The sequence below is a fragment of the Paenibacillus validus NBRC 15382 genome (genome assembly GCF_004000985.1).
GTDB classification, from domain to species: domain Bacteria; phylum Bacillota; class Bacilli; order Paenibacillales; family NBRC-103111; genus Paenibacillus_G; species Paenibacillus_G validus.
Window position 1 is genome coordinate 49,681 of sequence record NZ_BIMH01000005.1, and the last position, 20,612, is coordinate 70,292.

A 20,612-nucleotide genomic window follows, 5' to 3' on the forward strand; every position below is an offset into this window, starting at 1 on the left:
TGATGTCCCATGTACTTACTGGAATTGCCGCTTCCCCGGGTTTCGCCATTGCGAAGGCCGTGCCGCTGCAAGCCGAGAAGTATGTTCCTCAGCGCCGCAGCATCGATGATGTTCCGGCGGAGACGGAACGGTTCCGGAAGGCGGTAGCGGAGGCCAAACGGGAGCTGGAAGCCATCAGGCAATCAACGGAAGAAAGGCTGGGCCCCGATAAAGCGGAAATTTTCGAAGGGCATCTGCTGCTGCTGGAAGATCCGGAGCTGATCGATGCAGCCGCCGAGCAGATCGCCGAACAAGCGGTCGATGCGGAGTACGCGCTCTATGAAGTGTCACAATCGTTCATCGAGGCGCTGCTGTCGCTCGATAACGAATTGCTGCGCGGCCGCGCAGTCGATCTGCAGGATGTGGCCGGACGCGTGATCAATCATCTGCGGGGCGTGTCGCACACGACCGTTTCCAGCTTGCTGGAAGCGTGCATTATCGTGGCTGAGGACTTGACGCCTTCGGATACGGCGCAATTAAATTTGGAAATCGTTCGCGGCTTTGTCACCGAAATCGGCAGCCGCACGTCGCACTCGGCCATTATGGCCCGGTCGCTCGATGTACCGGCCATTGTCGGGGCAGGCGCGGGCGTCCATGCCATTCAGGCGGGGGATACGGTAGTTCTGGATGCATTGGAGGGCCGTATTGTGGTCAATCCAAGCGATGCCGAGCTGGCAGACTATCGGGAGAAGCAGGCGCAGTATGAGCGGCGCAAGGCCGAGCTGGCGCGATTGAAGGATCGACCAACCGAATCCGCTGACGGACACCGGGTCGAATTGGCGGCAAATATCGGCAGTGTGGAAGATGTGGCGAAGGCGCTCGAGAACGGGGCGGAAGCCATCGGCCTTTTCCGTACGGAATTTCTATATATGGGCAGAACGTCGTTGCCGACCGAGGAAGAGCAGTATAACAGCTACAAGCACGTGCTTGAGAAAATGGAAGGAAAGCCCGTCGTCATCCGGACGCTCGACATTGGCGGCGACAAGGAACTTCCTTACATGAGCCTGCCGAAGGAAAGCAATCCGTTCCTCGGACTGCGGGCGCTCCGCTTGTGCCTGAGCCGCGAGGATTTATTCCGTACGCAGCTGCGCGCGCTGCTGCGCGCCAGCCGTCACGGGCAGTTGAAAATCATGTTTCCGATGATTTCCGTACTTGATGAGCTGCTTGAAGCCAAACGGCTGCTGCAGGAAGAGAAAGAGAAGCTGCTGCGGGAAGGGGAGGTCGTAGCGGAGCGCATCGAGGTCGGGATGATGATCGAGGTGCCGGCTGCCGCGATCGGTGCCGATATTTTCGCCAGCGAGGTTGATTTTTTCAGCATCGGCACGAACGATTTGATCCAATACATGATGGCGGCCGACCGGATGAACGAAACGGTCTCGTACTTGTACCAGCCATGCCACCCGACGGTGCTGCGGCTCGTGCAGACGGTTATCCGCGCCGCCCGGCGCGAAGGCAAATGGGTCGGCATGTGCGGCGAAATGGCCGGCGACGAAACGGCGATTCCGCTGCTGCTCGGTCTCGGCCTGCACGAGTTCAGCATGAGTGCGAGCTCGATCTTGCCGAGCCGGGCATTGATCGGCACGTTATCTCAACGCGAGTGGGAGGGGCTGGCCGAGCAGGCGCTGACGCTTCGCAGCCAGCAGGAAGTCAAACAATTGGTGCGTGAGCGCTTGTCCCGGCCAAAGGCGCACAGCGCAGCGACCCTCTAAATTTAAAGGAACGAGGTAATCAAACATGATCAGTCAAACATTTACCGTTATCAACCCGACAGGGTTCCATGTGCGTCCTTCCAAGGAATTCGTACAAACCGCAAGCGCCTTTCCTTGTAAAATCAACGTGATCAACAAAGATAAAAAAGCGAATGGAAAAAGCTCGATCAGTATGCTGACCCTCGGCATCGCGGCCGGCGATCAGGTGGTGCTTGAAATCGACGGCGAACAAGAGGCCGAAGCCATGGAAAAGCTCGGCGCCTTACTTGTGAAAATATATGAGTAGTTTGCCTAAAACCGATAACCTTGCTCCGTTTGTACGGGGTAAGGTTATTTTTTTATTGAACCCCCGGCTTAGTCGCCCATTTGCAAATTTCTTACGCGTCTTCGCAGCTCGGCGGCCACTTCTGTAGGATTTTCGTGTTGAAAAATGACATAGGCGTACTTGTTGTGTCCTTCCAATTCAATAATGACAAGGGACTGACGGCTCTCGTAAGAGAGAAAGTACCACTTGTCCGCATGCTTGAAGCTCCCCTCGTAAATATGAAGCGGCGATATGGAAGTGCCAGGCATTCTAAGCATCCATCTGGGGGCATCGAAATCATCCACAAATACGCTTTTGATCGTCGAATAGGGAATGGTTACTTTTTGTTTGAGAGCGAAGAAACAGTGCAGTCCCGTGAGATTTAAAGTAAATTCGGTCTCTCCAAACCGGACAGTTCTTCCCATACTCTTGACGCCTCCTTTGTTCATGAATGATACCCTAATCATATCATAAGTGGATTTCCGCTATCCTCAGATGCACACAAGATATCCGTTGAATACGGGTTGAATAGAGCCCGGTTCAGACTGGCTATTTCATGTTTAAAACGGAATAGAGCCTTTTTTGGCCTATTTTCGGGAATAATAAGGATTGAAACGGTTAGTTGGATGAGTCCGATGTACTTCGGCATCTGGAGGTGTGTTATGAGCAGCTTTTGGAAGTGGGTCAAAAAAGGAAATACGTCTTCGGCTGTGGCCGCATTAGGCAACGCGGCGATTGCGATTCTGAAAGGCGTCGCCGCAGCGCTCAGTGGAAGCGGTGCAATGTTTGCATCGGCCATGCACTCGGTTGCGGACGCCGTAAACCAAGGCTTCGTCTTCGTGGGCAGCGTACTGGCGTCGCGGCGCCGGTTGAAGTGGAATCGAAGATCGCCCGGATGATTCTGGACAGCCCGGATGTGACGGATATCAACAAGCTGCGCATTATTCAAGAAGGGCGCGCGTATCACGTCGAAGGGTACATCGAGCTGCGGAAGGGGCTTACGCTTGCGGATGCGGATGACATTAAGTTCCGCGTGCGCGACAAGCTGCTGGCCGAGTCCGACATTACCGACGTGACGCTCGGGATCATTGAGGACAACGGGGTTCAGGATTGGAAGGGCCGTGAAGAAAGGCCGGTGAACGGCGGCGTGTAAGGGTAAGAGGGTGTGCTGCTGGCTCCCTTTACGTCTTTATCGTAACCATAGCAGAACAGCGATGCGCAATTTGATCGAAATGGGTACCGCTATACTCTCAAAAGACCAATAAAGCACCCCCTGTCCGTTATGGTTTGCCGCAGTCCCCGCATGCTCCGAGTAAGGAATCATCGTTCCTCTATGTTTTTTTGCCGCCGATACGGAGGCTTCCGGCTATGCCTGAAGGATGTCGATCCATCCTGTAACGCAGTCATGGCGTTCATGCTACCCGAATGCAAGCGGCGACGGTTCCGTTTCGTAGAACAGTTTCAGCTCATGCAGAGCGCGCGTGCAGCCGACATAGAGCAGCTTGGCATCCCACGTCGTTCGCTCATAGTGGACGGGATCGACGTCGACGATCAGCACCGTATCGAACTCCAAGCCCTTGGCCATATAAACCGGAAGGACGGACACGCCGCCTTCGTAATGCTGCTGACCGGCGCTGATACGATGCACCTGTCCGCAGCCCGCTTGCAGCAGCGCTTCGTGAAGCACCGTGCTGCCGCACTCGGTACGCGTCAAGATGGCCAGCGTGCCTGCCTCTTGCTTTGCCCGAAACCGGGCAATCTCCTCGACCAGCCGCGGCACCAGCGCCGCTCCCGGAACCTGCTCCAGCTCGACCTCGTCGCCGCTGCGAAACACAGGTACAGCGAGGGCCGGAGGCTCTTCGGGCGCTCGCTGAAGCACGCTGTTCGCGAACTGAATGATTTCCGTCGTCGACCGGTAGCTGCGGTTGAGGGTGAAAAATCCGCGCTGCTCCGGCGCAAACAAGTCCAGCAGCTCCTCCCAGCGATGAATGCCTTGGTAGGCATGGATGCCTTGCGACAAATCGCCCAAGATCGTAAACGACCCGTTCTTCGTATGATGGGACAGCAGCGCGACTTGAAACGGCGAGAAGTCCTGCGCTTCGTCGATTACCGTATGATCGAACCGGTGGTTGCCGGGAATGCCATGGAATCGCTCGCGGATGTAGAGAAGAGGCGCCAAATCTTCGGGCTGCACCCGCTTTTTTTTCGCCAGCAGGCGGGTTTGCTCGCGTATCGGTTCGGGAATCGCCAAGCCGTCCGATCCCGCCCGGACAAAAGCCGCGGCTTCCGCTTCGGGCTGAACCAACTCCTTATAGAACGCAAACGGGGAGTAAGCCGTCCAACGTTTGCCATATTCACGCAGCCGCGTCGTTAATTTCTTCTTATATTCCTTCCGAAGGTGAACTTCCCATACTTTGTCCAGCTCCATCTCGGCCCAGCGCTTCATACGGGCAAGTACGCGTTCGCGTCGCTTCATCAACGGCTCGTGCTTGTTCTCTACATCGTACCATTGCTTTACGATCGCGGCAGGCAGCTTCTTGCCTTCCCACGGTGAGAACGGTTCCGTCGGAACCGCCTGCGCTTCATACGCCTTCAGCATGCTGTCGATCCAGTGCATGTAACGAATCGAGCCCTTGAAACGTCCCGGAGCGGTATCATCGGCGGCGGGTCGGTCCGCACCGACCTGAAACCATCGATTCAACCGTTCGCCCGAATCGGCGAGCGAAACTTCGTCCTCCAGCAGTTCCAGCGCCCAGTCGGTAAACGTCGTTTGTTGGATATGGCCGACGCCGAGCTCGGGCAGCACGCCGGAAATATAATCGAGGAACATCCGGTTCGGCGCAAAAATAATCATTTTCTCCGCTTTCACTTGATCGCGGTATTGGTAGAGGAGGAACGCTAAACGGTGCAGCGCGACGGTCGTCTTGCCGCTCCCTGCGACGCCTTGGATGACGAGTGCGTCGTTCTTGCCCGCCCGGATGATCGCGTCCTGTTCCGCTTGTATGGTCGACACGATATCGCGCAGCTTATTGTCCTTGTTTTCCCCGAGCCGGTACAGCAGAAATTCGTCCGTCACGGCCATCGCATCCGATTCGCGGTCGAAGGTATCGACCACCCGTTGCAAAATCTGCTTGCGGATGACGAGATTTCGTTTCAAATAGACGAGCCCCGCCACGGTGCCGTCCGGCGACTCGTAGCTGGCGGCGTCACGCCCGCCGGTGAACGAGTAGAACAAGCTGGCGGCCGGCGCCCGCCAATCGATCACGAGCAGCTCGGGCGAATCGGCTTTCTCTACGCCGAATTTACCGATATACATGGGCGTAGGTTCGGGCTTGCCTTCTTCCTGAAAGTCGAGCCGGCCGAAATAAGGTTCGGGGGTCGCTTGCGCGAGGTTGCGGCGTTTCGTCTCGCGGATCGATTCCAGGACCTGCTCCGACACATCTTGACCGGTGTAACGGGGAACGGCTTCGAGCCTTGCAAGATGATCTTCCATCTCGCGGATCGTTTGCTCCAAATGAGCAAGTTCCTCTTGATAAGCCTGGTGCAAAGCGGTTTCCATCTTCATACCTCCCGTTTAATGAGATCCCAATAACTGACAACAGGAGGTCGATTATAACATAAAGCAGGAAGGTCGGCAACCGGCGTTGAATCCGGTTATTGCGGCTGAAGCGGCAACCTATTATTATAGAATCAGAGAATGGCAAATTCCGGTATAAAAGAAAAGATAAACAGCCCGCCGCCGGCCTCGAGGGCCGAACGTCAGGCTGCCGTTGCCATTCCGGGAGTCAGCCTCCGTTGAGGTGTTTCTTGGATGCCAGCATTTTCTCCGGATCGCCCTTCCCTTGGTGCTCGCGGTTTTTCTCGTCTTTGGCTTGTGTATCGTGGAGCTTCGCTACAAACTCCCCGGTTGTTCCTTTCAAGTCATCGCGCATACTGATCCCTCCTTTCACGCAACACGTAGTATGCCCGTAGTCGAATGAAATCACCCGAATCGCCGCAAGGATAAAACAGTCGTTCTTACGATAAACTAAACGGATGGACGATGGTAAAAAAAGGAGGACTAGCCGTAATGGAATACCGGATCGAGAAGGATACGATGGGTGAAATTCAAGTGCCCGCGGATAAGCTGTGGGGTGCGCAAACGCAGCGCAGCCGCGAAAATTTCAAAATCGGCACAGAGAGAATGCCGCTCGAGGTCGTTCATGCGTTCGGACTGCTGAAAAAAACGGCGGCGCAAGCGAACCTGAAGCTAAACAAGCTGGAAGCGGTTAAAGCCGAGGCGATCGTGCAGGCGGCCGGCGAGGTGGAGGAAGGGCGATGGGACGATCATTTCCCGCTCGTTGTATGGCAAACCGGCAGCGGTACGCAGTCGAACATGAACGCCAACGAAGTGATCGCGCGGCTGGCCAACGAGCAATTGGAGCGCCGGGGCGCGGACGTGCGCATCCATCCGAACGACGACGTCAACCGCTCGCAAAGCTCGAACGATACGTTCCCGACGGCGATGCATATCGCCGGTGTGCTGGCGCTGCATCGCCGGCTGTTTCCGGCACTGGACGCGCTGAAGGCGACGCTGAAACAAAAGTCCGAAGCGTTCGCGGACATTGTGAAAATCGGCCGGACGCACTTGCAGGATGCGACCCCGCTAACGCTCGGCCAGGAAATCAGCGGCTGGTGGGCGATGCTGGACAAAACCGAACGTATGATTCGGCAAAGTCTCGAGTCGATGTACGAGCTGGCGATCGGAGGCACGGCGGTCGGCACCGGACTGAATGCGCATCCGGCGTTCGGGGAGACGACCGCTGCGGAGATCGCCCGCGAAACCGGATTGCCGTTCGTCAGCGCCGACAACAAGTTTCACGGGCTGACGAGCCACGATCAGATCGTGTATACGCACGGGGCGTTGAAGGCATTGGCGGCCGATTTAATGAAAATCGCCAACGACGTCCGCTGGCTGGCCAGCGGTCCGCGCAGCGGCATCGGCGAACTGACGATCCCGGAGAACGAGCCGGGCAGCTCAATCATGCCCGGCAAGGTGAACCCGACACAGAGTGAAGCGATGACGATGGTTACCTGCCAGGTGATGGGCAACGACGCCGTAATCGGCTTTGCGGCAAGTCAAGGAAATTTTGAATTAAACGTGTTCAAGCCGGTCATCATTCACAATTTCCTGCAGTCGGTCCGCCTGCTCGCCGACGCGATGAATTCGTTCAACGAGCATTGCGCCGTCGGCATCGAACCGAACCGCGCGGTCATTACGCGCCATCTGGAGCAGTCGCTTATGCTGGTGACGGCGCTTAATCCGCATATCGGCTACGAGAAGGCGGCGTCGATCGCCAAGACTGCCCATCGGGAAGGGCTGACCCTGAAGGAAGCGGCGGTGCGCAGCGGCTACTTGACGGCTGAGCGGTTCGACGAGGTCGTACGGCCGGAGAACATGATTCGGCCGGAAGCGTAACTGGCGGCGGAGACAATAACAAGGCCTTGAGCATCACGCTCAAGGCCGTTTTTGTTACTCGCAAAGGGTTCATGTCATGCACTTACTTCCCGGAGTCCTTGCTGTTTCGATCGATCACTTCCAGCGGGCCATACAGGCCCGTCCCCTCCGAATCGCCGGACTCTACGAAACGCTTGAGCGTGGACAGCTTGTTTTCCCAAAAGCGCTCGTAATAAGCGAGCCATCGCTTCAATTCGAGGAGCGGTTCCGGTTCAAGCCGGTATCGCGTCTCTCGCCCGACTTTCCTATCCTTGACAAGACCTGCGTCGGCCAGAATGCGAAGATGCTTCGAAACGGCTGTCCGGCTTATCGGAAAGTGTCCGCTGATGACGGTGACAGGCATTTCCTGGTCGACAAGCAATTTCAGCAGCTTGCGGCGGGTAGGATCGGCGATCGCTTGAAAGACGTCGTTTTTCGCGGATGGTGCCGCCATCTTAGGCCTCTACATACTTGCGCAGCGACTGCTGAAGTCCGGCCCAGCCATTGTTCATGCGATCGCGCACCAGCGTGTGCGTTTCCCCGAATTCAGTGACTTTGTCGGCATCCCAGCCGGAATGGATCAGCGTAAACTCCGTTTTGCCGTCCAGGTCGATCAATTCGAAAGTCAGCGTCCAGTCCGCTCCCCATCGGAAGGAGAGCTTGTTCGGAGGATCGATTTCCGTTACTTTGCAGGGTGACTTGCCGAACGGACCCGCCTCCAAGTGAAACTCAAAGCCGGCTACAGGCTGAAAATCATTCGGCATGAACCAGGCCGCAATACCTTCGGATGTAGCAACGGCGTCCCACACCTTGCGAATCGGGGCGTTCAGCACCAGCGTCTGGCGAATGTCGGGCAGTGATTGTGAATGGTCGTTTTCCATGAGAATTCCTCCAATACCGGAATGGGTTGTTTGTTCGCTTGTGCTCTTATCGATAAGAAACCATTTGGTTTCGTTATGTATTATATGACACCTTTTGGTTGCATGTCAAATGATGGGATGCAGCGAGGGGAGGCACCAATTATTTAATCGTAATTAATACTATTTACAAAGGGGGCGAAATCAGATAGAATGTATTTAGATAGTAATAATTACGAATAAATCCAGGGTTGGAGTTTATTTTATGCTCAATATACGTAAATATTACGTATAATTAACTAACTGTTTTACTTGTGTAGTCCAAATAAAGGAGAGTGTGTCCCATGCAAGAAGCGCATATCGTCTCAAAGGAAAAGCTGCTGCCGGTCACAGTGTTGAGCGGGTATTTAGGAGCGGGCAAAACGACCGTGTTGAACCATGTGTTGAACAATCGCCAAGGCTTGAAGGTGGCCGTCATCGTCAACGACCTCAGCGAGGTGAATATCGACGCAGAGCTGATCAAAGAGGGAGGGGGCTTATCCCGCACGGAAGAAAAGCTGGTCGAGATGTCTAACGGCTGTATATGCTGTACACTGCGGGAGGACTTGCTGCGCGAGGTAGAGCGGCTGGCGAAGGATGGCCGATTCGATTACATCCTTATTGAATCGACCGGCGTAGGCGAACCGGTTCCCGTCGCGCAAACCTTCACGTATATCGATGAAGAGCACGGCATCGATCTGTCTACCTATTGCCGCCTCGATACCATGGTCACCGTCGTTGACGCTTACCGGTTCTGGCACGATTTCTCGTCCGGCGAGACGCTGCTGGAGCGGCAGCAGGCCGTGGGCGAAGACGATACGCGTGATGTCGTAGATTTGCTCATCAGCCAGATTGAGTTTTGCGACGTGCTGCTGTTGAACAAATGCGATCTCGTCCAGGAGGACGAATTGAATGAATTGGAGCAGGTGCTGCGTAAACTTCAGCCTCGGGCATCGATTGTTCGCACGTCTCACGGGAAGGTCGAACCGAAGGAGATTTTGAATACCGGACGGTTTAATTTCGAGAAAGCCAGTACGTCGGCCGGGTGGATGCAGGAGCTGCAGAACGCCCATCATACGCCGGAGACGGAGGAGTACGGTATATCTTCTTTCGTATACGAACGGCGCAGACCCTTCCATACGGAACGTCTGACGGCATGGATGGCCGATTGGCCGGAGGAGGTTGTCCGCGCGAAGGGTATTTTGTGGCTGGCTACCCGAAACGCGGTTGCCCAAAATTTAAGCCAAGCCGGCCCCTCGATTCAAATCGGACCGGCGGGCTTGTGGGTTGCCGCCCTTCCGGCAGCGGAAAGGGAGGCGACCTTGGCCGAAGAGCCCGAGCTCAAGCTGGATTGGGACCCGGTATACGGCGACCGGATCACCAAGCTTGTGCTGATCGGCATAAACATGGACAAGGCCGTACTAACCGAAGGACTCGACCGGTGCCTGCTGACCGACGCTGAGATGCAGTCGAACTGGAGCAAGTTGAAGGATGAACTGCCGAATGCCTCATCCGAACAACTCGAAATGATCCTGTCCGGCTCGGAAAAGTAGCGGTCTCCCGTTCGGCAACCGTCAAGACGCAAGGCGTGCGACTGCAATCCCCGTTGCTCCAAAGGACACGTTTCCCTTTCTTCTAGAAGGGGGAAGGTGTCCTTTTTCAGCTTCGCGAACGCTTCAAGCAAGCGTGGGAAACCTGGCCGAGAAGCATGCCGGATTACCGGCAGCGGGTTTACAAAGCTTCGATTATTCGTTACGATTGGCAAAGAAAGTTCTCTGGATACGGAGGCGCGTACAAGGTTTGAAAACTCTTATCATTGCCGAAAAACCGGATATGGGTCGCAATATTGCCGCCGCGATCGATCCGAAAGCGAAGAATCACAGGTCTTATCTCGAAGGTGAACAATACATTATTACTTGGGCGATCGGCCACTTGGTCGGTTTGGCCGAACCGGATGCGTATGATGAAAAATATAAGAAGTGGAACATCCACGACTTGCCGATCATTCCCGAACAGTTTAAACTGCTGCCCAATCTCAAAACAAAGGATCAGCTCAAGGTCATCGGGGACTTGGCCAAGCGAAGCAATTTGTTGATCAACGCATGCGATGCAGGGCGGGAAGGGCAGCACATTTTCTCCCTCATCCAGCGGTATTTAAAATTGAAACACCCGGTCAAACGGTTGTGGATCTCGGATTTGACCCCTGAAACGATCAGGAAAGGCTTTGCTGAATTGAAAGAAGGGGTGGAGTACGACAATTTAACGAAAGCGGCAAGAGCCCGCAGCGAAGCGGATTGGCTGATCGGTATGAACGGATCGCGCGCGTTCACGACCAAGCATCAGGTGCTGTTATCCGTTGGACGCGTGCAAACGCCCGTCTTGGCGCTGCTGTATGATCGCCAGAAGGAAATCGAAGCGTTCAGCTCCCATACCTTTTATGACGTAGAGGCTTATTTTCAGCAAGGGGCTGCGGAATACCGGGGTCTGTGGCAGGGGGATCGGCTAACGGACCCGGAGAAAGCCGGAGCGCTCGTCAACAAGGTAAAAGGCAAAGCGGGCACGATCCAGTCGTATGAAGTCAAGGACACGAAGGAATACCCGTTTAAGCTGTACGATTTGACCCTTCTGCAGCGGGAAGCGAATGCCAAGTTCGGATTTTCGGCCAAGAAAACGCTGGATGTGGCGCAGGCGCTTTACGAAAAACATAAGGTCATCAGCTACCCGAGAACGACATCCAATTATGTGACCGAGTCAAACATCCCGGAAATGCACAAGGCGCTTCAGCAGCTGCGCGGAACGGACTATCGTTCGTTTGTTGAAGCGGCCAATCCGCAGCTGGTGCACAAAAACAATAAAGCGGTTTGCAATCCGGCCAAAGTCGAGGATCATCACGCCATCCTGCCAACCCTCCGCACGGCGAAAGGGTTGGCGCCGGATGAGGCTAAAGTATACGATTTGATTGTAAGGCGCTTTTTAGCTCATTTTTATCCTGCTGCCGAATATAAGGTGCATACGGTGCTCACGGAAGTAGAGCGGGAAAAGTTCAAAACGACGGTGAAACAGCTGATTTCCTTGGGATGGAAAGTCCTATACGCCGATCAGAAAAAGGAAAAGACGACGGCCAAATCCCGCGGTAAATCCGAGAAGGAGGACGATGACGAGAAAGCGGCGGAAGAGGAAGTGACAACTCCGTTCAACTTGGACCGAACGCAGGGCGTACACTGCGTGAACGCCATTGCCAAGGAGAAAGAAACCCAGCCCCCCAAAGCTTATACGGAAGGCACGCTGCTGAAAGCGATGGAAAGCGCCGGGAAGCAGATTGAGGACGAGGAGCTTCGCGACGCGATGAAAGATTCCGGCCTCGGCACGCCGGCCACGCGGGCCGCGATCATTGAGCGGCTGAAGCAGGTCGGCTATGTCGTCATGCAGGGCAAGCGCATCGAAATTACGACCAAGGGCCGTATGGCCGTCGAGTTGATCCGCGGGGCCGGCGTCGAGCTGCTCACTTCGCCGGAGATGACCGGCCACTGGGAGCGGCGGCTGAACGAGATTGCGCGCGGTGCGGCTTCCGACGAGACGTTCATGCAGAACGTCAAGAAATTCACCTTGTCGATCGTCAACAAGGTGCGGGTACAGCGGCCGGCCGCGAAGCAGGCGTTCGGCACCGACGCCGAGCCGGCCAAGGGCGAGAAGCCGAAGCGCAAAAGCACGGCGCGCGGCAAGGCGGCGGGCGAAGCGGCTGTGCCGGGCGAGCCGTCGCAGGCGGGGCGCGGGAGGCGGAAGCGCAGCGAGGCGGAGGAAGGAGCAGCGCCGAAGCGTGCGCCGCGCCGGACGGCAGCGGCCCTTGAAGCGGCAGTCGCCGCCTCCTCCGCGGGCGAGGCACCGACGGCGGTCCACCCGCAGCGGGCAACCGAGACGGTGCCCCCTTCGGCTGCGGCGACTCGGGAGGCGCTGGGCGCGTGTCCGCGTCCCGGCTGCGGCGGGCATATTATTCGCGGCAAGCGGGGGTATGGCTGCAGCGCGTATAAGAGCGGCTGCAAGTTCGTGATCTGGAAGGAAGGCGTCGGGGCAGCGCTGACCGATGCCGCCGTTGCGCGCTTGCTGAAGCAGGGGCGAACGGATACGATGCAGGTATTGGGCGGAAACGGCGTTGCCGTTGAAGGCCGCATCGTGCTTCGCGACCCGAGCACCGGGGAGTTAAGCGTAGAGCGTTAATATTCTGGTTGAAAAGAGGGAAAAAATGATGAAAGAAATTCCGATTCCGTTCATTCGTACGAATCAAATCGGCATCGTCGTTTTCGTAGTGCTGGCAATCGTCTTGCAGCAGCCCGCACTGATTGCGGCGTTATGGGCGGTGCAATTGATTATGTTATGGCGGGGCATCCGGGTCAATGTGTTCGTGCAGCTGGCATCGCCCTTTTTGAAGCATCGCATCCAGGGAGCGCAAACCGAGGCGGCGGAGCTCAGCCGGTTTAACAACTCCATCGCGGTGACGCTGCTGACCGTGTCCATGATTGCGTTCTGGCTGGATCCTTCCGGCTGGAGCGGCTATGTGGCGGCTGCACTTGTAGCCGTGGCCGCTTTCGTCGCGATTTGCGGCTTTTGCGTAGGATGCTTCCTGTATTATCAATTTAAACGGTTGCGGCGGCGTTAACAGCATCATACGAATGACATGAAGGATTAATATAATAGGTAAATGTAAAGCCATTCCATCAAGACGCCCATTCGGCGGCTGGAGGAATGGCTTTTGATTATTTGCTTTGAATAGCGCTAACTGCTTATCTAAAAATGATTTCTTGTGCGGGAACTATTCATATTGACGTCTACAAATTCGGCAGTTTTCAAGCTGCATGAAAAATTCTAGCAGTCGTGAAGTCATGTATCCACTCAAAGTCAAAAATTTTATTGGTGTACACCATAAATGTACCCGTATTGGGATAGCCCAGCCCCTGTAGCGCCCATAGCACCTGTGGCACCAGCGGCGCCCGTAGCACCAGCAGCGCCCGTAGCGCCAGTGGCTCCCGCTGCACCAGCAGCGCCCGTAGCACCAGCGGCTCCAGTAGCCCTCGTATACCTTGAGGACCTTGTGCTCCTTGTTGCCCTTGTGGTCCTCGTGGACCTTGTGCACCAACAAATTTATTGATGCTGCCGCTTTTCGCCGCTTAGTTCGGTAGGACGTAGAAATAAACGGAAATGAAGTGGCTGACGCTGCCGAGCAGGACGAAGGTATGCCAGATGGCGTGATGATAAGGAATCTTCCTCCACAAATAAAACACGGTGCCGAACGTGTACAGGATCCCTCCGATGACAAGCCACATGACGCCGGGCTCGGGCAGCTGCTGTACCAGCGGCCGGAAGGCGAGAATAATCATCCATCCCATGGCGATGTAGAATATTGTCGACAGCACGTTGAATCGTTTAACGAAAAACAGCTTGAAGATGATGCCGGCGAGCGCCAGTCCCCAGACAACGCCGAACAAGCTCCATCCTAGCGGGCTGCGAATCGTCACCAGCAGGAAAGGGGTGTACGTGCCTGCGATCAGGACATAGATGGCGGCATGGTCCATAATCTCGAAGAGGTTGATCCAGCGTTCCTTGCGGGCGCTGTGCAGCAGGGTGGAGCACACGTAAAGCAGGATTAGGGACACGCCGAAAATGGCGAAGCTGACGATGTGCCAGGGCGTACCGTACAGCGAAGAACGGACGACCAGCAGGACGAGAGCGGCCACGCTGAGCACGGCTCCGATGCCGTGGCTGATAGCGTTGGCGCGTTCTTGTTTAAGAGCGGCGGCATTCACGGGCATTCACTCCTTCGGGCATGGATGGGATTTATTTTAATTGTAACCCTTCATGAGATAAATGACCAATGATCAATCGGGAAATGCGGGGATCGACACACGGGTGCCGTCCGGCGTCGTGTTGGCCGGCTGATCGCGGAGCAGCCAGCGGTCGGGCGTATCGCGCACACCGATGACTTCAAGCTCGAACGCCTCCGGCGGAAAGCCGTCCGACCACAGCTCGACGAGCTGTCCGTCCACAGCCTCCACATGGATCGGCGCCAGCTCGCCGCCAAAGCCGCCGTTCGTCGTACGTATGCGGAATGCTCCGCCTGCGGCGGAAGCCGGATCGATCCGCTTGCTGAACGTCAACCGTACCCGGTGCGCGTCGCCTAAGCGTGCCGCCGACAAGGGCAGCGGGGGCTCCGCATACATCGGCAGCCCGATCGAGTGCTCGTAAGCGGTCCAGAAGCGGTAGCCCTGCGCTTGCGCCTCGGTTCCGAACCGCTTCAGCCAGGCCCGGCTCCGGCGCATCCCGCGCAGCGATCCGATGTCCGTCTGTACGCCAAGCGGCAGGGAAGGAAAAGCGAGACGAATCGGCTCTGCGAAGGGACGGTATCTGCGGATGTAATCCGCCGGCAGACGGGCCCGCATCCAGTCCGGCCAATGCGTCTGCAGCACGTGCGCGTCGGGCCGGACGCGCCGGATCATCGCGACCGCGTCGATCCCCTGCGCTTCACGGACGTCCCCGACCGGGTCGCGGCCCGCATCGACGGCGAGCGACCAGGTGGCGATGCGAATCCGCGGATTCGCATCGCGCACGCCGCCCTGGCCGTTGATAACCTCGTGCAGAAAGTCGTTCACTGCGCGCACGCGCAAGTCGATCCAGAGCAAGTAACGGGCGCGGTCTTTCTTATAGTACAGGGGGGAGGTGCGAAGACGGAATTCCGGCATCGCCCCGCCGCTGAACTGGCGGAAAGCCGCCTGCGCCAACGGGCCGACGTCCCCGTAGACCCCGGTGCCCAGCCCGTTCCATTCGGGAAAATACGCTTCTGCGATTTCCAGGCCGGTGAACGGATGCTCGCGGACAACTTGGGCTAACGCGGATTTTTTCCAGGCGGTATATCCCGCGCTGAACGGGGAGAGCCGGACGTACCCGTCGTTCACCGGCTTCAACAGCTCCATCTGCCAGCTTCGCCACGCCGGCGGAAGATGCCCGGTTCCATACGCGCCGTTGCCCAGCGCCATCGCCCAAACCTCCATGCCGCGCTCGCGCAGGGCACGGACCAGGCGTCCGTTGATCTTCGTTTCATCGGTAACAAAATAACGTACGCTGCGGTAGCCGGCTTGCTCAAGCTCGGCGGCGACGCTCGCTTCCGAGCGATCCACGTAATAGGCGAACGTGGGGTCGATTTGAATGGTGGCTTGACAGAGCGGGTTCGCGTCCTTCACCAAAACAGCCCTTCTTTCCATGCGGTTGCGGTGGACCGGTTTTATTAGCATGTATTCCAAAGCGCGCTCAAATAGAAGCAGACACCGCTTGATTATAATCGTAAATATTTCGTTTAATTGACATTCCGTTCCGTGCGGCGTACAATTTGAAGAAAAACGGAAGTGAACTTCATGAAGCATACACATACGATTCCTGTCCATATATTAAGCGGTTTTCTCGGCAGCGGCAAGACGACGCTGCTGACGCGCGCACTCGATTACTATCAATTAAACGGCCGTAAACCGGCTGTGCTTATGAACGAGCTCGGCGAGGTGAACCTCGACGGCATGCAGGTGAGCGCAGAGGTACCGATGACGGAAATGCTAGGCGGCTGCATTTGCTGTACGATTCGCGGAGATCTCGGACTCGAGCTGAAGCAGTTGATCGATGAACACCAGCCCGATGTCGTGTTCGTGGAATCGACGGGCGCGGCGAATCCGATGGAAATGCTCGACGGTGTGACCGACGCCTCGCTGCTGACGCGGGTGGAGCTTGCCTCCGTTGTGACCGTGGTCGATGCGGCGCTGTTCGCCGAAAAGTCGGAATCGCCGAAATCGCGGACATACCGGCTGATGGCCGACCAAATTCGATGCGCCACCCTCATTTTGTTCAATAAAACCGATCTTGTTCCCCCGAGCGAGTGGCTTCGCCTGGAAGCGCTGATCCGCGAGCTGAATCCGTCGGCTCCGATCGTGCGAACCGTACGCAGCGAGATCGACTTCACGCTGTTCGATCGGCTGGAAGGAGGCGTTGTTCGGCACCATCGCGATAACGCCCTGGGCTGCACCTGCGCCGAGGGGCATTCGCATCACGAGCATCCTGATGATCACGGTTGCGCAGTACACCATGCGGAGCATGGCGGGCACAGCGAGGACGCTGCGAAGGCGGCGCATCATTCGCATGACCACGTCATGGCGTATACGCACTTTTTCACCCGGGCCATCGACAGCGAGCGGTTCGAAGCGTTGGTTGGAAGGCTGCCGGACAACATTTTTCGAGCCAAGGGTATTTTGCGGTTTACCGATACGGCAAGTCCGTTTATGTTCCAGTATGCGTACCGGCAAATGGATTTTATGAAAATTGCGCCGAAGGAAAACGTGCCAAGCGTCGCCGTCTTTATCGGGGAGCACTTCGACCGGTCCGTCCTGGAAACCGAGTTGACGGCGCTTGAGTGCTCGGAGTCTTGACTCTTCCTTGGCTAATACGGCATTATGAGATAAGATATCCGGCAACGCCAATCGTTCGGGAGCGTTACCGGTAGAGAAAGATGAGGTCCCTATGGAAAATCACGAGCATGTGCATAAGCACGAAGTTCAAGAGACAATTCAGGATATTGTCAGAGCGATGTCGGCCAAAGGCTGGCGGATCACCGACCAGCGCAAAAAATTGGCGGCTTTGTTCGCCGAATCGCCAGGCTATTTGTCACCGAAGGACGTCTACGAATATATGCGGGCGTCGTACCCGGGAGTCAGCTTCGATACGGTATACCGCAACCTCCGTTTGTTAAGCGAAATGGGCGTATTGGAGCAAATTTATTTGAACGAAGGATTGAAATTTCGCGCCCGCTGCCGATCGCACCATCATCATCATCTGATCTGTATGCAGTGCGAGAAGACGGTTCCCTTTGAATTTTGCCCGATGAAGCATATGTCCAATTTTCCGCAAGACTTTCAAGTCGTGAATCATCGGTTCGACATTCTCGGGTACTGCAGCGATTGCAGCGAGGCGGCCAAATCCGGCGGCACGACCGATTCGCTCGTCCCCGAGGCGTAACTTTATAAGCCCCGTCTTCCCAGCGGATAACCGTGACGGAAGGCGGGGCTTTTGCACGTAAAAAAAGGAAGAAAAAATAAAAAAACAATTGACAGGACGAAAAGACGGATGCTAATATACTTCCATAACATAGTAAGTTTATCGGAATTATTTGTTTGTTACCGGACCACCGGAACGCTGATTACGATGCTTGGGGATTGGCCAATTACCCTTGCCCGATAAACTCACGACGTACTCATAAGAGAAACTTATACAAGGGGAGAGTAACTGTTATGACAACCGTATATCAACAAGCGTTCCGTTCCTTCGGCAAGTGGTCCTTGTTCGGCGCTTTAACCTTATCATTAGTCGGTCTTACCGCTTGCGGCGGAGGATCGGGCAAGACAGCCGGCACTGGGGGCGCCGCTACGGCAGAAGGTTCGAAGCCGGCCGCATCGGCCAAACCGGCGGTTGAGCTGCTGAACGTCTCCTATGATCCGACTCGCGAGCTGTATGTCAGCTATAACAAAGCTTTCTCCGCTTATTGGAAAAATAAAACCGGTCAAGACGTGACGATTAAACAGTCGCACGGCGGATCCGGCAAGCAGGGCCGTTCGGTTATCGACGGTTTGGAAGCCGACGTCACGACCCTTGCGCTCGCTTACGATATCGATGCGATTCAAAATGCCGGCTTAATCAACGAGGGCTGGCAAAGCAAACTGAAGGATAACAGTACGCCGTACACCTCGACCATCGTGTTCCTGGTGAAGAAAGGAAATCCGAAAGGGATTAAAGATTGGGACGATCTGGTGAAGCCGGGCGTTCAAGTCATAACGCCGAATCCGAAGACGTCGGGGGGCGCACGCTGGAACTATATAGCCGCATGGGGCTACGCTTACCAAAAGAACAACAAGGACGAGGCGAAAGCGCAAGAATTCGTGCAGAAGCTGTTCAAGAACGTACCGGTGCTTGACTCCGGGGCACGCGATTCAACCAACACGTTCGTGCAAAAAGGGATCGGCGACGTCCTGATCGCCTGGGAGAACGAAGCGTACTTGTCGATCAATGAGTTCGGTAAAGACAAATTCGAAATCGTGACACCTTCGATCAGCGTATTGGCGGAGCCGCCGGTTGCCGTCGTCGATAAAGTCGTCGACAAGAAGGGCACCCGCGAAGTCGCTCAGGCTTACCTCGAATATTTGTATTCGGAAGAAGGCCAAGAGATCGCCGCTAAAAACTATTACCGACCGCGTCTGGAGTCGGTCGCGAAGAAATACGAGAACCAATTCGCCAAAGTCAGCCTGTTTACCATTAACGACGAGCCGTTCGGCGGTTGGACGAAAACCCAAACGACACACTTTAACGACGGCGGCGTGTTCGACAAAATTTACAAACCGTAACGGGGAGAGAACGACGGTATGCGAAAAGCTTGGAAAGAGCGCAGTATTTTACCCGGGTTTGGGATTTCGATGGGTTTTACTGTATTGTACTTAAGCCTTATTGTTCTGTTCCCGCTGTCCGCTATTTTTATTAAAACGTCCGGTATGGGCTGGTCGGACTTCTGGGGAACGATTGCGGACGAACGTGTCATCGCGTCTTTAAAAATCAGCTTCGGCACGTCGCTCGCGGCGGCAGCGATTAATTCCATCTTTGGTTTTATCGTCGCTTGGGTGCTCGTCCGGTACACGTTCCCGGGCAAGAAGATCGTCGACGCGCTCGTCGACCTGCCCTTCGCACTGCCGACGGCGGTGGCGGGGATCGCCTTGACGACGATTTATTCCCAGAACGGCTGGATCGGCAAGCTGATCGAACCGCATGGCATCAAGATCGTGTTTACACCGCTCGGGATCACGCTCGCTTTAACGTTCATCGGCATCCCGTTCGTCGTCCGGACGCTGCAGCCGGTCATTGAAGAACTGGAGAAGGATGTAGAGGAAGCCGCGGTCAGCTTGGGTGCCGGCCGCTGGCGGACGTTTCGCAGCATTATTTTCCCGGCGTTGTTCCCGGCGCTGATTACCGGATTTACGCTGGCCTTCGCACGCGGGGTCGGCGAGTACGGCTCGGTCGTGTTTATCGCCGGCAACATGCCGATGAAGACGGAAATCGCTCCGCTGCTCATCATGACGAAGCTGGAACAATACAATTACGCGGGGGCGACGGCCATTGCGCTGGTCATGCTCTTGATCTCCTTCGTCACCTTGTTCGTCATCAACCTGATCCAGTGGCGGGCTAACCGCCGCTTCACGACCGTGTAGGTCGAGAGAGGGAGGACCGCCATGGCCGGCTATGTCACGACAACTGCCAAGGCCGGGGCCAAGACCGCAGATCGGCCCCGCCATATTACCGAATCGCGTTTCGTCAAATTTATCCTGATCGGAATCGCGCTGCTGTTCATTGGACTGCTGCTGATCTTGCCGCTTATCAGCGTGTTTGCGGAGGCGTTCCGCAAAGGCTGGGAAGTGTATGCCGCAGCTTTAACCGAGCCCGACGCCGCCGCGGCGATCCGGTTGACCTTAAGCGTCGCTGCCATCGCCGTCCCGCTGAATCTTGTGTTCGGCGTCGCCGCCGCGTGGGCGATTACGAAGTTTCGTTTTAAAGGGAAAAACCTGCTTATCACGCTGATCGACCTACCGTTCGCCGTATCTCCGGTCATCGCCGGCCTGATCTTCGTGCTGCTGTTCGGCGCCAAAGGCTGGTTCGGGCCGCTCCTGCAGCAGTACGATATCAAAATATTGTTTGCGCTGCCCGGCATGGTGCTTGCTACGATCTTCGTTACGTTCCCGTTCGTCGCCCGGGAGCTGCTGCCGTTGATGCAGGCCCAGGGTACGCAAGAGGAAGAGGCGGCCGTGACGCTCGGCGCCAAGGGCTGGCGCATCTTCTGGAAAGTCACGATACCGAATATCAAGTGGGGCCTGTTGTATGGGGTTATTTTGTGCAACGCCCGTGCGATGGGTGAATTCGGCGCCGTCTCCGTAGTCTCGGGTCATATCCGGGGCCAGACGAATACGATGCCGCTGCACATTCAAATTTTGTATAATGAATATAATTTTGCCGGCTCGTTTGCCATCGCGTCGCTGCTTGTCCTGTTGGCTGTCGTGACGCTTGTCGTCAAGTCTGTCATCGAATGGAAGCATGCCAAAGAGCAAAGCCGGGAAGGGGAATAAGGC

18 protein-coding genes and 1 pseudogene are annotated in these 20,612 nt (G+C 56.0%); 12 read left to right on the forward strand and 7 right to left on the reverse strand.

The annotated features are described in order from the left end of the window. The first annotated feature begins 2 nt into the window (after positions 1–2). Positions 3–1,748, forward strand: a complete 1,746-nt coding sequence (gene ptsP, locus PVA01S_RS05415; RefSeq protein WP_127605797.1) for a phosphoenolpyruvate--protein phosphotransferase — start codon at positions 3–5, stop codon at positions 1,746–1,748. A gap of 25 nt (positions 1,749–1,773) precedes the next feature. After that, positions 1,774–2,034, forward strand: a complete 261-nt coding sequence (locus PVA01S_RS05420; RefSeq protein ID WP_127605799.1) for an HPr family phosphocarrier protein — start codon at positions 1,774–1,776, stop codon at positions 2,032–2,034. Positions 2,035–2,102: 68 nt separating this feature from the next. Here PVA01S_RS05420 and PVA01S_RS05425 read toward each other — a convergent pair whose 3' ends face one another. Next, positions 2,103–2,477: a hypothetical protein gene (locus PVA01S_RS05425; RefSeq protein ID WP_127605801.1), complete on the reverse strand. Its 375-nt coding sequence runs from the start codon at positions 2,475–2,477 to the stop codon at positions 2,103–2,105. A gap of 237 nt (positions 2,478–2,714) precedes the next feature. Between PVA01S_RS05425 and PVA01S_RS05430 the strand changes: the two are divergent. Beyond that, positions 2,715–3,205, forward strand: a pseudogene (locus PVA01S_RS05430) (cation efflux transmembrane domain-containing protein). Between the two features lie 264 nt (positions 3,206–3,469). Here the strand turns inward: PVA01S_RS05430 and PVA01S_RS05435 are convergent. Beyond that, positions 3,470–5,611, reverse strand: coding sequence for a HelD family protein (locus tag PVA01S_RS05435; protein WP_127605803.1), 2,142 nt, complete (start codon positions 5,609–5,611; stop codon positions 3,470–3,472). Between the two features lie 226 nt (positions 5,612–5,837). Then, positions 5,838–5,984, reverse strand: coding sequence for a DUF4023 domain-containing protein (locus PVA01S_RS05440; protein ID WP_127605805.1), 147 nt, complete (start codon positions 5,982–5,984; stop codon positions 5,838–5,840). 137 nt (positions 5,985–6,121) lie between these two features. Here PVA01S_RS05440 and fumC point away from each other — a divergent pair, with 137 nt between their 5' ends. Next, the gene (gene fumC / locus PVA01S_RS05445) at positions 6,122–7,510 is read left to right on the forward strand and encodes a class II fumarate hydratase (RefSeq protein ID WP_127605807.1); all 1,389 of its coding nucleotides are present in this window, start codon (positions 6,122–6,124) and stop codon (positions 7,508–7,510) included. A gap of 82 nt (positions 7,511–7,592) precedes the next feature. Here the strand turns inward: fumC and PVA01S_RS05450 are convergent, their stop codons facing one another. Beyond that, complete coding sequence (locus tag PVA01S_RS05450; RefSeq protein ID WP_054799406.1) at positions 7,593–7,982, reverse strand: ArsR/SmtB family transcription factor; 390 nt, start codon at positions 7,980–7,982, stop codon at positions 7,593–7,595. Position 7,983: 1 nt separating this feature from the next. Next, the gene (locus PVA01S_RS05455; RefSeq protein WP_054796471.1) at positions 7,984–8,409 is read right to left on the reverse strand and encodes an SRPBCC family protein; all 426 of its coding nucleotides are present in this window, start codon (positions 8,407–8,409) and stop codon (positions 7,984–7,986) included. Between the two features lie 320 nt (positions 8,410–8,729). Between PVA01S_RS05455 and PVA01S_RS05460 the strand changes: the two genes are divergently transcribed. From PVA01S_RS05460 to PVA01S_RS05470, 3 genes are all read left to right on the forward strand, one after another. Further along, positions 8,730–9,977, forward strand: coding sequence for a GTP-binding protein (locus tag PVA01S_RS05460; protein WP_127605809.1), 1,248 nt, complete (start codon positions 8,730–8,732; stop codon positions 9,975–9,977). Positions 9,978–10,224: 247 nt separating this feature from the next. Next, positions 10,225–12,639, forward strand: a complete 2,415-nt coding sequence (locus PVA01S_RS05465; protein ID WP_127605811.1) for a type IA DNA topoisomerase — start codon at positions 10,225–10,227, stop codon at positions 12,637–12,639. A gap of 25 nt (positions 12,640–12,664) precedes the next feature. Further along, positions 12,665–13,078, forward strand: coding sequence for a DUF4395 domain-containing protein (locus tag PVA01S_RS05470; RefSeq protein ID WP_244932907.1), 414 nt, complete (start codon positions 12,665–12,667; stop codon positions 13,076–13,078). Positions 13,079–13,586: 508 nt separating this feature from the next. Here PVA01S_RS05470 and trhA read toward each other — a convergent pair. Continuing rightward, positions 13,587–14,222, reverse strand: coding sequence for a PAQR family membrane homeostasis protein TrhA (trhA, locus tag PVA01S_RS05480; protein WP_236595904.1), 636 nt, complete (start codon positions 14,220–14,222; stop codon positions 13,587–13,589). 72 nt (positions 14,223–14,294) lie between these two features. Beyond that, entirely contained in the window at positions 14,295–15,653 is a 1,359-nt protein-coding gene (locus tag PVA01S_RS05485; protein ID WP_244932908.1) for an N-acyl-D-glucosamine 2-epimerase, read from the reverse strand. Positions 15,654–15,824: 171 nt separating this feature from the next. Here PVA01S_RS05485 and PVA01S_RS05490 point away from each other — a divergent pair, with 171 nt between their 5' ends. The 5 genes from PVA01S_RS05490 (at position 15,825) to cysW (ending at position 20,609) form a co-directional block, all read left to right on the forward strand. Continuing rightward, positions 15,825–16,880 carry a CobW family GTP-binding protein gene (locus PVA01S_RS05490; RefSeq protein ID WP_127605815.1) on the forward strand — a complete coding sequence of 352 codons (1,056 nt, stop codon included), beginning with the start codon at positions 15,825–15,827 and terminating at the stop codon, positions 16,878–16,880. 91 nt (positions 16,881–16,971) lie between these two features. Next, positions 16,972–17,466: a Fur family transcriptional regulator gene (locus PVA01S_RS05495; RefSeq protein WP_127605817.1), complete on the forward strand. Its 495-nt coding sequence runs from the start codon at positions 16,972–16,974 to the stop codon at positions 17,464–17,466. Between the two features lie 272 nt (positions 17,467–17,738). Further along, positions 17,739–18,845, forward strand: a complete 1,107-nt coding sequence (locus PVA01S_RS05500) for a sulfate ABC transporter substrate-binding protein (RefSeq protein ID WP_127605819.1) — start codon at positions 17,739–17,741, stop codon at positions 18,843–18,845. Between the two features lie 18 nt (positions 18,846–18,863). After that, positions 18,864–19,700 (forward strand): sulfate ABC transporter permease subunit CysT, encoded by an 837-nt coding sequence (gene cysT, locus PVA01S_RS05505; RefSeq protein WP_127605821.1) that lies wholly within the window; start codon positions 18,864–18,866, stop codon positions 19,698–19,700. Positions 19,701–19,721: 21 nt separating this feature from the next. Further along, positions 19,722–20,609 (forward strand): sulfate ABC transporter permease subunit CysW, encoded by an 888-nt coding sequence (gene cysW, locus PVA01S_RS05510; RefSeq protein ID WP_127605823.1) that lies wholly within the window; start codon positions 19,722–19,724, stop codon positions 20,607–20,609. Positions 20,610–20,612: the final 3 nt, after the last annotated feature.

Excerpts from the sequence above, each read along its gene's own strand:
- ptsP (WP_127605797.1), top strand. The coding sequence starts at position 3 with ATGTCCCATGTACTTACTGGAATTGCCGCTTCCCCGGGTTTCGCCATT.
- PVA01S_RS05420 (WP_127605799.1), top strand. The coding sequence starts at position 1,774 with ATGATCAGTCAAACATTTACCGTTATCAACCCGACAGGGTTCCATGTG.
- PVA01S_RS05425 (WP_127605801.1), bottom strand. The coding sequence starts at position 2,477 with ATGGGAAGAACTGTCCGGTTTGGAGAGACCGAATTTACTTTAAATCTC.
- PVA01S_RS05435 (WP_127605803.1), bottom strand. The coding sequence starts at position 5,611 with ATGGAAACCGCTTTGCACCAGGCTTATCAAGAGGAACTTGCTCATTTG.
- PVA01S_RS05440 (WP_127605805.1), bottom strand. The coding sequence starts at position 5,984 with ATGCGCGATGACTTGAAAGGAACAACCGGGGAGTTTGTAGCGAAGCTC.
- fumC (WP_127605807.1), top strand. The coding sequence starts at position 6,122 with ATGGAATACCGGATCGAGAAGGATACGATGGGTGAAATTCAAGTGCCC.
- PVA01S_RS05450 (WP_054799406.1), bottom strand. The coding sequence starts at position 7,982 with ATGGCGGCACCATCCGCGAAAAACGACGTCTTTCAAGCGATCGCCGAT.
- PVA01S_RS05455 (WP_054796471.1), bottom strand. The coding sequence starts at position 8,409 with ATGGAAAACGACCATTCACAATCACTGCCCGACATTCGCCAGACGCTG.
- PVA01S_RS05460 (WP_127605809.1), top strand. The coding sequence starts at position 8,730 with ATGCAAGAAGCGCATATCGTCTCAAAGGAAAAGCTGCTGCCGGTCACA.
- PVA01S_RS05470 (WP_244932907.1), top strand. The coding sequence starts at position 12,665 with ATGATGAAAGAAATTCCGATTCCGTTCATTCGTACGAATCAAATCGGC.
- PVA01S_RS05490 (WP_127605815.1), top strand. The coding sequence starts at position 15,825 with ATGAAGCATACACATACGATTCCTGTCCATATATTAAGCGGTTTTCTC.
- PVA01S_RS05495 (WP_127605817.1), top strand. The coding sequence starts at position 16,972 with ATGGAAAATCACGAGCATGTGCATAAGCACGAAGTTCAAGAGACAATT.
- PVA01S_RS05500 (WP_127605819.1), top strand. The coding sequence starts at position 17,739 with ATGACAACCGTATATCAACAAGCGTTCCGTTCCTTCGGCAAGTGGTCC.
- cysT (WP_127605821.1), top strand. The coding sequence starts at position 18,864 with ATGCGAAAAGCTTGGAAAGAGCGCAGTATTTTACCCGGGTTTGGGATT.
- cysW (WP_127605823.1), top strand. The coding sequence starts at position 19,722 with ATGGCCGGCTATGTCACGACAACTGCCAAGGCCGGGGCCAAGACCGCA.